Annotated in this window: 11 protein-coding genes; 4 read left to right on the forward strand and 7 right to left on the reverse strand. The window is 28.5% G+C overall.

Translation table 11 applies throughout. The features are described 5' to 3' along the window. Nucleotides 1-58: 58 nt before the first annotated feature. The 5 genes from ptsG to Q3287_RS11560 all read right to left on the reverse strand — a co-directional run bounded on the left by ptsG (nucleotide 59) and on the right by Q3287_RS11560 (nucleotide 7,665). Nucleotides 59-2,137 carry a glucose-specific PTS transporter subunit IIBC gene (gene ptsG / locus Q3287_RS11540; RefSeq protein ID WP_407964113.1) on the reverse strand — a complete coding sequence of 693 codons (2,079 nt, stop codon included), beginning with the start codon at nucleotides 2,135-2,137 and terminating at the stop codon, nucleotides 59-61. Between the two features lie 281 nt (nucleotides 2,138-2,418). Beyond that, the gene (gene licT / locus Q3287_RS11545; RefSeq protein WP_407964114.1) at nucleotides 2,419-3,261 is read right to left on the reverse strand and encodes a BglG family transcription antiterminator LicT; all 843 of its coding nucleotides are present in this window, start codon (nucleotides 3,259-3,261) and stop codon (nucleotides 2,419-2,421) included. Between the two features lie 264 nt (nucleotides 3,262-3,525). Then, entirely contained in the window at nucleotides 3,526-5,568 is a 2,043-nt protein-coding gene (locus Q3287_RS11550; RefSeq protein ID WP_407964115.1) for a cation:proton antiporter, read from the reverse strand. A gap of 147 nt (nucleotides 5,569-5,715) precedes the next feature. Further along, entirely contained in the window at nucleotides 5,716-6,687 is a 972-nt protein-coding gene (locus tag Q3287_RS11555) for an ABC transporter ATP-binding protein (protein ID WP_054277287.1), read from the reverse strand. After that, complete coding sequence (locus Q3287_RS11560; protein ID WP_054271238.1) at nucleotides 6,688-7,665, reverse strand: ABC transporter ATP-binding protein; 978 nt, start codon at nucleotides 7,663-7,665, stop codon at nucleotides 6,688-6,690. A gap of 218 nt (nucleotides 7,666-7,883) precedes the next feature. Between Q3287_RS11560 and Q3287_RS11565 the strand changes: the two genes are divergently transcribed. The 3 genes from Q3287_RS11565 to Q3287_RS11575 all read left to right on the forward strand — a co-directional run bounded on the left by Q3287_RS11565 (nucleotide 7,884) and on the right by Q3287_RS11575 (nucleotide 11,361). After that, the gene (locus tag Q3287_RS11565) at nucleotides 7,884-9,452 is read left to right on the forward strand and encodes an ABC transporter substrate-binding protein (RefSeq protein WP_407964116.1); all 1,569 of its coding nucleotides are present in this window, start codon (nucleotides 7,884-7,886) and stop codon (nucleotides 9,450-9,452) included. A 134-nt stretch (nucleotides 9,453-9,586) separates the two neighbouring features. After that, nucleotides 9,587-10,546 (forward strand): ABC transporter permease, encoded by a 960-nt coding sequence (locus Q3287_RS11570; RefSeq protein ID WP_284182177.1) that lies wholly within the window; start codon nucleotides 9,587-9,589, stop codon nucleotides 10,544-10,546. 2 nt (nucleotides 10,547-10,548) lie between these two features. After that, on the forward strand, nucleotides 10,549-11,361 hold the full coding sequence (locus tag Q3287_RS11575; protein WP_054277290.1) for an ABC transporter permease: 813 nt from the start codon (nucleotides 10,549-10,551) through the stop codon (nucleotides 11,359-11,361). Between the two features lie 222 nt (nucleotides 11,362-11,583). Here Q3287_RS11575 and Q3287_RS11580 read toward each other — a convergent pair whose 3' ends face one another. Further along, nucleotides 11,584-11,919, reverse strand: a complete 336-nt coding sequence (locus Q3287_RS11580; RefSeq protein WP_407964117.1) for a hypothetical protein — start codon at nucleotides 11,917-11,919, stop codon at nucleotides 11,584-11,586. Nucleotides 11,920-11,930: 11 nt separating this feature from the next. Beyond that, nucleotides 11,931-12,485, reverse strand: coding sequence for a LysR family transcriptional regulator (locus Q3287_RS11585; RefSeq protein WP_407964118.1), 555 nt, complete (start codon nucleotides 12,483-12,485; stop codon nucleotides 11,931-11,933). Between the two features lie 433 nt (nucleotides 12,486-12,918). Between Q3287_RS11585 and Q3287_RS11590 the strand changes: the two genes are divergently transcribed. Continuing rightward, entirely contained in the window at nucleotides 12,919-13,020 is a 102-nt protein-coding gene (locus tag Q3287_RS11590) for a hypothetical protein (RefSeq protein WP_407964125.1), read from the forward strand.

The raw sequence follows: 13,020 nt of genomic DNA on the forward strand, positions 1-13,020 counted from the left end.
CATCTTACTAATATCTCATGGTTGCTAATATTTTAAAATAAATTAAAATATTATATATCTATCCAATCTTTTCAACATTATCTCTTACTATGCTTACACGATTCTTCTCTTTTGCTATGATTCTTCCTTTTTTAATGCTTAATTTCTGATTTTGCTCTAAATTAGTAAATACTACAGGGCTTATTACTGATAGACCGTTTTTCTCAATATACTCTAAATCCATTTTCACTAACTTATCCCCTGCTTTGACTTCATCTCCTACATTCACAAATACTTCAAATCCATTACCTTCTAAGTTTACAGTTTCTATTCCTAAATGTATAAGTATTTCTACTCCACTTTTCTTAGATTTTATTATTATCGCATGCTTAGTTGGAAATACAACTCCAATAGTTCCATCAACTGGTGAATATATTAATCCATCATCAGATTTAATTGCAAATCCATCACCCATCAATCTGCTTGAAAATACAGAGTCTGGCACATCTTCTATGTCTAGTAACTCTCCATTTGTAAGGGCATAAACCTCTTCTTCTAATAAAGAATCTTCCATGTTGACGATTTCTGTATTGTTTTTTTCCACTTTATTTTTATATGTATCTTTAATATTCTTGTCTTCAACTTTTATTTTTCCTTCTATTATATCCTTTATATCAGACTTTATTGCATCTGATTTAGGTCCAAATATAGCTTGAACATTATTTCCAATAACCATAACACCTGCTGCTCCAAGTGATTTTAGCTTTTCTTTATCTACTTTATCTATATCATTTACAACTAATCTAAGTCTTGTTATACAAGCATCTAGACTCTTTAGATTTTCTTTATTCCCTAGGGCAACTAAAATCTCTGATGCTAATTCATTTTTAGACATTTCAACAGTACCTACATTGGTTTCTGACTCATCTTCTCTTCCTGGTGTCTTTAAATTGAACTTTCTTATCATAAATCTAAATACACTATAGTATAATACTGCAAACCCAATACCTACTAAAATAGCTAAATACCATGGAGTTCTATTAGGGAGTACACCAAATAACAAGAAATCTATTAATCCTCCTGAAAATGTAAAACCAATTTTAACTCCCAATAATTGCATCACTGCATATGATAAACCTGAAAATAAACAGTGTACTGCAAATAATGCTGGTGCCACAAATAAAAATGCAAACTCTATTGGTTCAGTTATTCCTGTTAAAAAAGAAGTCAATGCTGCTGATGCCATTATACCTGCTACAAATTTTTTCTTTTCAGGCTTTGCTTCATGTACCATAGCAAGCGCTGCTGCTGGAAGACCAAACATCATAAAAGGAAATGCTCCTGTCATAAAAGTACCTGATGTGAAGGTTACTCCATCTTTAAGTTGGGCAAAAAATATCTTTTGGTCACCCATTACAAGTTCACCAGCTTTATTTATGTATTCTCCAAATTGATACCAAAATGGATTATGAAAAACGTGATGTAAACCAAAAGGTATTAATAGTCTTTCTAAAGAACCTTCCATAAACGCTGCTAGTGTTTGATTTGTCTCTATGACATTTTTTGAGAAACTAAGCAATCCCTCTTGTATTGGAGGCCAAACAAAAGACAATATGATTCCTATTGCTATGGCTGCCAATGAAGTAACAATTGGAACAAATCTTTTACCTGCAAAAAAACCTAAATATTGAGGTAACTCAATTTTATAGAACTTCTTGTAAAGATAAGCAGCCACTATCCCTATTATGATACCACCAAATACACCTGTTTGAATCGTCGGTATTCCAACAATACTTGCATACATAGAATTATCTATCATACCTTCTGTAACACCTGCCATAACCCCCATAGATGTATTGAGAATTAAAAAACCTACTATGGCTGCCAATGCTGCAACACCTTCTCCTTCAGTCAAACCTACAGCTACACCAACTGCAAATATAAGTGGTAAGTTATTAAATATAATTTGACCTGAACTTTCCATTATACTTATTATAAGTTGAAATGTAGGATTAGCTAGAGCTGGAAAATGAGCTAATAATGCATCTCCTGCTAAAGCATTGCTTATACCAAGTAATATACCTGCTGCTGGAAGTAATGCAACTGGTAGCATTAAAGATTTCCCTACTTTCTGTAAAATACCAAATATTTTTTTCATATACTCTTCTCTCCTTATTATTTTATATTTCTTAAATAAAAAAGACTTAAGTTTATAAAAAATTACATTAGTCCACCTAATTCCAAAATCCAACTTATGCTAATATAAATAGACCTATATTAACCTAATTTCAGAATTAAAAATAAACTATTATAATTTTTTTATAAACCTAAGTCTTGCCTGCATCATCAGTAACAATCTTAATGTTTTAAAATTATTATTTTGTATTAAATTTTAAATAATATATTTAACCTATATACTTTGTATCGAGTTCCCTTTTATTATGAGTTTAATACAGATATAACTCTTTTGATATGTAATGTTAAATACAGTAATTCATCTTGACTTACATAGTAATCGTAATTCTTTTCTACATGAGTTTTTATTTTATATGCACAGTTATAATCTTTTTCATACTTTATTTTTATTATATCTATAATTTCATTATTTGCATCATTTATTTCTTCTCTTTTTACCAAGCGATTTGCAAAGAACTTCAAATGAGTAAGAAGCCTATCATAATTTATATCATCTTCTCTAAATTCAACTCTATAGTAATATCTTATAATATTGAGTATGTCTTTTACTATTTTAGTAATTAATAGAGATTCCTTTGAACTTCCTTTATAATTTGAATTTACTATATGCATGGCTATAAAACCAGCTTCATCAAGTGGAAATTGTACATTAAATTCTTTATTTATATAATCTACAGCCCATTTACCAATCTCATATTCTTTTTTATGTATTCTTTTTATTTCATGTAGTAAATCATTCTTTATAGTTATATTTTCATTATACCTTTTAATCGCAAATGCAATATGGTCAGTAAGTGCTACATAAATATATTCATAAAGTTCAGTATTCAAGATTCCCTCTGCATAAGCAATTATATCTGTGCTAATCTCAAAAAATTTTTCATCAACCTGGCTTGCCAGTTTTCCAATTTTATCTACAAAACTTTCATCCTGTATAACAAAGGTTCTTTCAATTTTACTTTTGTCTACTTCTTGACCTTTCTTTTTCTGAAATCCAATCCCACATCCTGTTAATATCAATTCTTTTTTTATATTTTCATCTAGAACCAATACAACATTATTATTATAAATTTGTTGAATAATCATAATCAATATATCTCCCAAAATACAAATTCACTTATTCATAAAAAAACACCTAAATTAAGATATAATTCACCTGTATATCTTAACTTAGGTATTGCCTGCTTTCCAGTAACAATCCAATTTGTTAATGCTAATAAATATTGTATTCAATTTATGGTTTTATTCTATTATAAATAAATATATCTGTCAAGCAAATTATTGAAAACTATTTCCTATTTTTTAACATTAATTTTAATATCAAAGAACACACACTATATCGCATTGTTTTTATGATTCTATCATCATCATCTCATCATAAAGAATATTCTCCAATAACTCCTTAGCGACTTCTCTTGATATTTGTTTAGTTTCAACTAATTGTTGAACACTATCTCTTTCACTTTGGATTGCCATTAACCTGTAGTATTCTACTTTTGCTTCAAACTTATCATCATTTTGAATCTTTCTAGTCAGCCAATTCAAGTAACGATTATAAAATCTGATTACTATTATGGACTCATGTCTGTTGTTTTCATCAGTATTTCCATTTATAAAAGATATAGCAGTTTTAGTAGAAAGTGCATATGCATGGTGAAATTCTTTAATTATTTCTTTATTTTCGGATATTATTTTTGTAATTTTTTCTTTTACTTCTAGTTTTACTTTTCTATCTATAATCCACATACTTATTTTTAGCCTTGCAATCTTAAATATAGACTTCTGAATAGATTTTCTTGATTTTGTAATATAAAACCTATACAATTTAAAAGCTCTATCAGAAATTTTTCCAACTTCTAATAGGTTTTGAACAGCCAACAAACCTTGATGGTCTGCTTGTGCAATCATAATACTTATAAGTTTGTTATCTGGAGTATTTAATATTCCCTTTTCAGAGTCTACCAACTGTTCATTTAAATCATGTATAACTGGTTGTACTTCTTGTGCCTTTTCATTACTAAGTTTTAAAATAGCTTCTTTCAAAATTAATTGATATGCCTCTTTATCAGATAGTAAATGTTCTGATTCTTGTATATTATTTTTTAATAATCTTGGCAATAAAATTGTAGCCAATATTAAACTTATAAGAATAACTTCTGATGATATAAATAAAACAGTATCTCTCATCGGAAATATATCTTTATTAGCTAAATAAAATGGTATGGATAATGCAGTTGCTAGTGTAAAGGTACCATGAACACCACAAGTAGCAACTATTAATGAGTATTTACATCTGGAAATACTGTCTTTTACAACTTCTTCATTCTTAAAACCTAAAAATCCTATAAAGAAATTATTTAATGGATTCTTTTTAGTTTTTATAAAAGAATCATGCCATAAATATACACATATAAATCTTATTACAAATAAAATAAGTACAATTAAAACAGCAATAAAAGTCAATTTCAATGCCATATTTTCATTTTTAGTGCTAAGACCTATATATATGCTTGGTAATAAAAAACCAAGCAATGTAAATACAAATCCATTCAATACATACTCTAAAACATACCATGTATTGTCTGATATTATTCTTAGTTTAGTAGTTGTATTTTGTAAATGCTCTTTTTCAATTCCATGAGCTATTCCTGCCATTACAACAGCTAGAATTCCAGATACCCCTACTTCTTCTGCCACAAAATACACAAAAAGTGGAGTCATTATTTGTATAACTATTACCATTGGAATTTCTTCCAGATTCCACTTATGTAAACTAAGTCTTATTTTTATAATTATATATCCTAAAAGGCATCCTAATATTATTCCTCCAAAAGCAGTAATTATAAATTGAATCCCTGCTTCTTTTATTGAAAATACTCCTGTAACTGTTGCAAGCACTGCAACTTTAAATGCTACTACTCCAGCAGCATCATTTAATAGAGATTCACCTTCAAGTATACTCATCATATTTTTAGGGAAATCTAATCCTTGTGTGATTGATTTTACTGCCACTAAATCAGTTGGAGATATTACTGCTGCTAGAGCAAATGAAACGGACAGAGGCATCTCAGGAATAAGAAAATGTATAAAGATTCCACCTGCAAATACTGTTGTCAAAACTAGACCAAATGCAAGAAGTAAAATAGGCTTTCTAAGTTCTAACAGCTCTTTTCTCGATACATTTTGACCTTCACTAAATAATAATGGAGCTATTATACATATTACAAATATTTCTGGGTTAAATGAAAATGAAAATTTAAATGGCAAAATAGACAATATAACTCCTAATACAATTTGATATATTGCAAGAGGAATACTGTTCCACTTTTTACTAAGTACAGTTGAAATTGTTGTGCAAACCAATAACCCTAACAATGTTACTAAAATTGACACGTCTCCCCCTCTTTTCAATAATTACATTATAGATTAAACTTATATATCAACTAACTTAATATTAATAGCATATAATTTTAGCATCAAAAAATTTTCAATTTATCCTATTATTCTTATTATATATCTCAGATTTAATTTTGAAAACATCTATACTAGATGACATGCGACAAAATGATTCTTTGATATTTCTTTTAAAACTGGAACTTCTATTTTACATACTTCTTTACAATAAGGGCATCTTGTATGAAACTTACATCCACTTGGTGGATTTGTTGGAGAAGGTATATCCCCTTTTAATATAATTCTATTTTTCTTAATTGTAGGGTCTTGTATTGGTACTGCACTCATAAGTGCTTTTGTGTATGGATGTTGAGAATGCAAGTAAAGTTCTTCTTTCGTTGCAATCTCTATTATAGAACCTAGATACATGACACATACTCTATGTGCAATATGATTTACTACACTTAAATCATGAGATATAAACAAATATGAAAGTTTATATTTATCTTGTAAATCCATAAGTAAATTTATAATTTGAGATTGAATAGAAACATCTAATGCAGAAACAGGTTCATCACAAACTATAAATTCTGGATTTAATGCTAATGCCCTTGCTATACCGATTCTCTGTCTTTGACCTCCAGAAAACTCGCCTGGTTTCCTGTTTAAATGATACTTAGAAAGACCACAATTCTCTACAACATTTAATATATTATCTTTTATTTCATTTTTTGGTACTAAATTATGTTCTATAACTGCCTCAGATATTATTTGCTCTACATTTAATCTTGGGTTTAATGAGCTATATGGGTCTTGAAATATCATTTGCATTTTTGGTCTTAATCTTCTAAGTTCTTCCTTCTCTAACTTATATATATCTATACCATTAAATTCAACTTTTCCTTCAGTTTTTTCAATTAATCTAAGAATTGTTCTTCCAGCAGTTGATTTTCCACATCCTGATTCTCCAACTATAGCCAAAGTTTCTCCCTTTTTCAAATCAAAAGAGACTCCATCAACTGCCTTTACATATTTGACTTCCTTATTAAACAATCCAGATTTAACTTCAAAGTACTTTTTAAGCTCTTCTACTTTTAATAAACTTTCTGCTTTTTTCATTTATATCTCCTCCTGTTTATATAACCAACATGCAATACTATGACCACTATTCAATTCTATTAAAGGAGGTATCTGAGTCCTACACTTATCACATACCTTTTCACATCTATCACTAAAGTAACATGAATCTGGTATTCCAATTGGGTTTGGTACTTGTCCTGGAATTGAATACAATCTTTTTTCTTTGTTTTCTCCAAGAATAGGCTTTGACTTTAAAAGTCCAATAGTGTAAGGGTGTTTTGGATTTTTAAATAATTCAACAACATCTGCTACTTCTATAACTTTGCCCGCATACATTACTATTACTTTATCACACATTTCTGCAACTACCCCCAAATCATGGGTAATCATCATTATAGATGTGTTTAATTTTTCTTTTATATTTTTCATTATATCTAGAACTTGAGCTTGAATAGTAACATCTAAAGCTGTTGTTGGTTCATCAGCTATAAGTAATTTTGGATTACAGGATAAAGCCATAGCTATCATTATTCTTTGTCTCATACCACCAGATAACTCGTGTGGATATGAATTATATATTTCTTCAGCTCTTGGTATTTCTACTAGCTTTATCATATCTATTACCTTTTTTTTAGCCTCTTCTTTTGATAAATCTTGATGCAACATAATTCCTTCAATAATTTGATTTCCCACAGTAAATGCTGGATTTAAAGATGTCATTGGCTCTTGAAAAATCATCGATATCTCATTGCCTCTTATTCCCATAAGTTCATTTTCATTCATCTTTAAAATGTCTTTACCTTGAAATATTATTTCTCCACCTTCTATTTTTGATGTTGGAAGTAGCTTCATCAAAGACATAGCTGTTACAGATTTACCACATCCTGATTCTCCAACTATTCCAATAGTTTCACCTTCATTTATATTAAAACTTACTCCATTTACACTCTTTACAATGCCTTTATCTGTATGAAAATAGACCTTTAAGTCTCTAACCTCAATTAGTGTTTTATTCATTATTTTCTCCTCTCAGTGAAATTGCTTAAAATAACATACACTTTTTGATTGTATTTTATAAAATTTTAAATTACAACATTTTATTACATTTTATTCTTTTTTTCTATCAATTAAAACAGTATGATAGTTAATTTCTATATGTGTTGATTTAATAATGATTCTTATTATAAAATGAAAAATATGCGTCAAATATTATTTTATGGAGGTTTTATAAGAATATGAAATTTAAAAAATTGGCATCATTAATCTTAGTTTCGGCATTAATGTTTACATTCACAGCTTGTAGTTCTAATGATAAAGACAAGTCTAGTGGAGGAGGAGAAAGTAAATCTGGTGGAACTGTTGTAATCCCTATGGCAAGTGACCCTGACATAATCAATGGAGCTTTTGCAAATGTTAAAGAAGATTCTCTTGCGTCAAATATAGTTTATGCTCCTCTTTATACTTATGAAAAAGGAAATTTAGTAAATTATCTAGCAGAAAAAGTAAATTTTAAAGATAGTAAAGAATTAACTATAAAATTAAAATCTGATTTAAAATGGCATGATGGGAAACCAATAACTGCTGAAGATGTCTTATTCACATTTAATACAGTTTTAGATGAAAAACAAAATTCACCATCAAGACAATACTTATTGATAGGCGAAAAACCAGTTAAAGTAGAGAAAGTTGATGATTTAACTGTTAAGATTACCTTACCAACTGCAAGTGAATCTTTCTTGTATGGTATATCTAAAATAGCTCCAATACCTAAACACATCTTTGAAGGAGAATCAAATATAGCTAAGTCAGAAAAAAACAATAATCCAGTTGGTTCTGGGGCATTCAAGTTTAAAGAATGGAAAAAAGGTGAAAGCATAGTATTTGAAAAAAATGCAGATTATTTCGGTGGAGAACCTAAAGCAGACTCTATAGCATTAAAAATAATACCTAATGAAGCATCTCAAGAAGCAGCTTTAAATAATGGTGAAATTTCACTTATGAAGACATCTGCTGAAGGATATGAAAAAGCAAAATCAAATTCAAACTTACAGACTTACACTTACAGTGAAGAAAGATTAAATTATATTGTATTTAACCAAAATATAGCAAATATGGCTAATAAAGAAGTAAGACAAGCATTATCATATGCTTTGAATAGAAATGAAATGATAGAATCAGCATATGGAAAAGAGGGTTCTGTACCTGCTAAATCTATATTAGTTCCAGAAGCAGACTTCTACACTGAAGAAGGTGTTGAAGAATATAAGCAAGATACAAATAAAGCTAAAGACCTATTAGCTAAGAGTGGTGTTAAAATTGATAAATTAAAAATAGGTTATAACACAGGCAGATTTGGACATAAAAACTATGCTTTAGTAGCTCAACAAGAGTTGAAAAAAATTGGTATAGAAGCTGAAATAGTTCCTTATGAAAGTAAAGCTTTCTTCAATATATTATTTAGCAATGGTACTGAATGTGATATGTATGTAAATGGATATGCTTGGGGATTAGAGCCAAATCCATATAGAGGTATGTTTGAAACTGGTCAATATTGTAACCAAACTAAATATTCTAATACTGAAATAGATACTTTATGGGAAAAAGGATTTACTGAATTAGACAAAGAAAAACGTAAAGAAATATACAAACAAATACAACAGGATATATCTAAAGATGCACCTATTTATACTATAGATTATGAACAGAATTTAATGGCAGCTCAAAAAAGTTTAAAAGGAATAGAAGATGCTAAACCATCTCCTGCAATATTATTTGAAGACTGGTCTAAACTATATGTAGAATAATTTATGTAAAATTTTATATTATTAATTAAAAAGGGAGATGTCTAAAAATAATATGGCAACTTTGAACTTAGTGTCCATTGCATTGTTTTATTATTCTAAAACGAGACATCTCCTTTAATTAGGAGAATTCATTTATGTTGAAATTAATATTAAATAGAGTAAAAGTTTTAATACCTATGTTAATCTTAATATCTATATTATCATTTGGGCTTTTAGAATTAGCTCCTGGTGACCCAGCAGATGCTTATATAAATCCTTTAATGTCTGCACAAGATATTGAAAATATAAGAGTTAACATGGGACTTGATAAACCAGTATACATAAGATACTTAAGTTGGTTAAAAAACACTTTAAGTGGAAATCTAGGTATTTCTTATATAAACCATATGCCTGTTACAGAACAAATTATGGAAAAGATGGGAAATACATTTATTCTTATGGGAACTTCTTTAATATTTTCAATATTAGTAGCTATACCTCTCGGAATATTTTTAGCTGTAAATAAAAATTCAATAACTAGTAAAATATCATCTATTTTTAATTATATAGGTGTTTCTATTCCTTCATTTTGGATAGGCATGATACTCATCTCAATTTTTTCAGTTAAGTTTAATATTTTTCCATCAGGAGGTATGCATACTATTGGAAATGATAGTTTTGGAGATTTAGTAAAACATTTAGTTCTACCTGTAATAACTTTAGGTTTATATAATACAGCTATTTTCACAAATTATGTAGAAGCTAGTGTAAGTGAACAATTAAAAAAACAGTATGTTGTTACAGCAAGAGCAAAAGGATTATCAGAAAAAATCATACTCTTCAAACATGTCTTGAAAAATTCACTGACATCATTAGTTACAATTCTTGGTATGAGTATACAAAAATTAGTTACTGGTGCATTTGTTACAGAAGTAGTTTTCTCTTGGCCAGGTATGGGTAGATTAATGATTGATTCAATTTTTTCAAGAGATTATACCATAATTATGGCAATAACTATGTTATCAGCACTCTTTTTAATTTTAGGAAATTTAGTAGCTGATATATTATATCTATTAATTGACCCTAAAATTAAATCTAGTAAAGGAGGCTTCTGATTATGTTTACAAATATTCTAAAAGAATTAAAAAAAGACAAATCCTTTGCTTTTGCATGCATTACTCTTAGTATAATAATCATATTAATCATAGCTTCTTTTATATTAAATATAGACTCTAATGCAATTGACACTACTTCCAAACTTCAAGAACCTAGTTTAAAGCATATTTTTGGTACAGATGAACTTGGGAGAGATTATTTCTCTAGAGCTCTTTATGGTGGAAGAATTTCACTTAGTGTTGGTATTTTATCCATGGTTATTTCTATAGTATTTGGTACTGCTGTAGGTGTTATTAGTGGATATATTGGAGGTAAGTTGGACCAATTCTTAATGAGAATAGTAGATATGCTTATGAGTATCCCTAGCTTCTTAGTTTTGATTGTGTTAAATACTTATTTGACACCTAAAGTCTCCACTATTATACTAATTATTGGATTTTTAAGTTGGATGGAAGTCTCAAGAATCGTCCGTGGAGAAACATTAAAAATAAAGGAAAATGAATACTGTATAGCTGCTAAAGCTACAGGTATTAAAACTAGAAATATACTATTAAGACACATAGTTTTAAACTTAAAAGAAACTATTGTAGTTGCAGGCTCATTAAATATTGCTAATGCTATCTTAACTGAATCCGCTCTTAGTTTTTTAGGTCTTGGAATACAATTACCTCTTGCATCGTGGGGTAATATGCTTCAAGATGCTCAAAGACATATTTTTGATAAGTTATATTTAGCTGTCTTTCCAGGTCTACTTATATTTTTAACAGTTATGAGCTTGACTATAATAAGTAAAAAGTTTTCTAGTAATACTTAATAACTTTTATATAGAAAAATAAAAACAATGACTATCTACAGATACTCACTGTTTTTATTTTTTATTTTTAGAAAATATATTTTGTATATTATAATTTTCAATACTAATTTATTCTGATATATAAAACCTATTATTGCCTATTAAATATATAAATAAAAAACTAATAGTTTATTGTAATTTTTTAAAATTTGTTTGCTTTTTATTGTTATTTTAATAACACTCTCACGAATTTTTTTTACTAAAAAAATCTATAATAAATTTAAATACATGTTCATCTACATGACTATAACGTTCTTTCTTAGGTCTGCATAATACAACTTTCCATGTAATAGGATGATTAAATGGTCTTTCTATAATTTTACTATTCTCAAAGAAATTGTGGACTGGTGACGGTAGAATGGTTATAAAATCAGAGTTTGTAGTTGATAACAATAGAAAATCCCATGAACCAGACATGATATATCTTTTTAACTTAACATTTTCATCAGTAAATTTTTGCATTAGCTTATGATGTATCATAAAAGCAGGATTAAATATTGCAAGTAACTGCTCATTCAAATCGTTCCAGTCTATCTTATTTTTTTAGCAAGTGGATGATTTACATTTAAAAAAGCTGTAAGCTCATCTTCTTGAAGTACATGTTCAGTCACTACACTTTTATCGATTTTATGTGGATGTAATAATACCGCATAATCTAATTCTTGTAATATAAGCATTCTGCTTAAATCATATGCTCCCTTCTCTACTATATCAAATTCTATATCTGGATTGTTTGCAACTAACTGTGCAACTACATCTGAAAAGGCTATTCCAAGTATAAGTGGTGGTATTCCTATTCTAACTTTACCTTTAAATTGAACTGAATCTTCCCTTAAATCTTCCATCATGTTTTTGTATTCATTTATAATATGTTCTGCATTTACATAAAATCTCTCTCCTGCTGGTGTTAAGCCATTTAACCTGCCTTTGTACCTCTCAAATAAGTATACATCTTCACTCTCTTCAAAATTTTTTATGATTTGACTTAACGCTGGTTGAGATATGTGAAGTGTCTTAGATGCTATTGATAGATTAAAACCAGATTTTACTATCTCAACAAAATATTTTAACTGTTTTATATCCATTTTAAACCCCCTTTCTTAAAAATATAGTTTAGATTATATTTTTTCTTATAGTAATATTCTATAGGAAAATCAACATAATTTCATTAATATTTTAACAAAATATTTTTCTAAACATGACCGAAATTTCTGTCCTATAAATTTTTCTTATACACTATATAAAAAATTAGACTTAGACAAAACGCTTTTTTCACCGTAATCTATAATTAGAGACAGGAAAACATAAAGCATTAGGGATAAAAATAATTGAAATACTTAAAAGCAAGCTTGTATTAAAAGTACTTTATTATAATTTTTTTATTCAGAAAATTTTTAATTATCATTCAAGAAAGATAGCTATTCGACATGAACTTCAAATAGATTCATCAAAATTAAATGTTAATAGTGGTTAATAGCATTAGGACATCCAATAGAGTCAAATGTCGCTAGAATACTCATTACGCTACTTTATGAAATACAAAAACGTAAAGCTGAGACTGGTCTTGCAACACTTTGTATCAGTGGTGGCCAAGGAATATCAATGGTAGTTTCACGATAG

The organism is Clostridioides sp. GD02404, assembly GCF_045898275.1.
GTDB classification, from domain to species: domain Bacteria; phylum Bacillota; class Clostridia; order Peptostreptococcales; family Peptostreptococcaceae; genus Clostridioides; species Clostridioides difficile_A.

Bases quoted from the DNA above. Each gene is read 5' to 3' on its own strand.
- ptsG (WP_407964113.1), bottom strand. From the start codon at position 2,137: ATGAAAAAAATATTTGGTATTTTACAGAAAGTAGGGAAATCTTTAATG.
- Q3287_RS11565 (WP_407964116.1), top strand. From the start codon at position 7,884: ATGAAATTTAAAAAATTGGCATCATTAATCTTAGTTTCGGCATTAATG.
- Q3287_RS11570 (WP_284182177.1), top strand. From the start codon at position 9,587: ATGTTGAAATTAATATTAAATAGAGTAAAAGTTTTAATACCTATGTTA.
- Q3287_RS11575 (WP_054277290.1), top strand. From the start codon at position 10,549: ATGTTTACAAATATTCTAAAAGAATTAAAAAAAGACAAATCCTTTGCT.
- licT (WP_407964114.1), bottom strand. From the start codon at position 3,261: ATGATTATTCAACAAATTTATAATAATAATGTTGTATTGGTTCTAGAT.
- Q3287_RS11585 (WP_407964118.1), bottom strand. From the start codon at position 12,485: ATGGATATAAAACAGTTAAAATATTTTGTTGAGATAGTAAAATCTGGT.
- Q3287_RS11560 (WP_054271238.1), bottom strand. From the start codon at position 7,665: ATGAATAAAACACTAATTGAGGTTAGAGACTTAAAGGTCTATTTTCAT.
- Q3287_RS11555 (WP_054277287.1), bottom strand. From the start codon at position 6,687: ATGAAAAAAGCAGAAAGTTTATTAAAAGTAGAAGAGCTTAAAAAGTAC.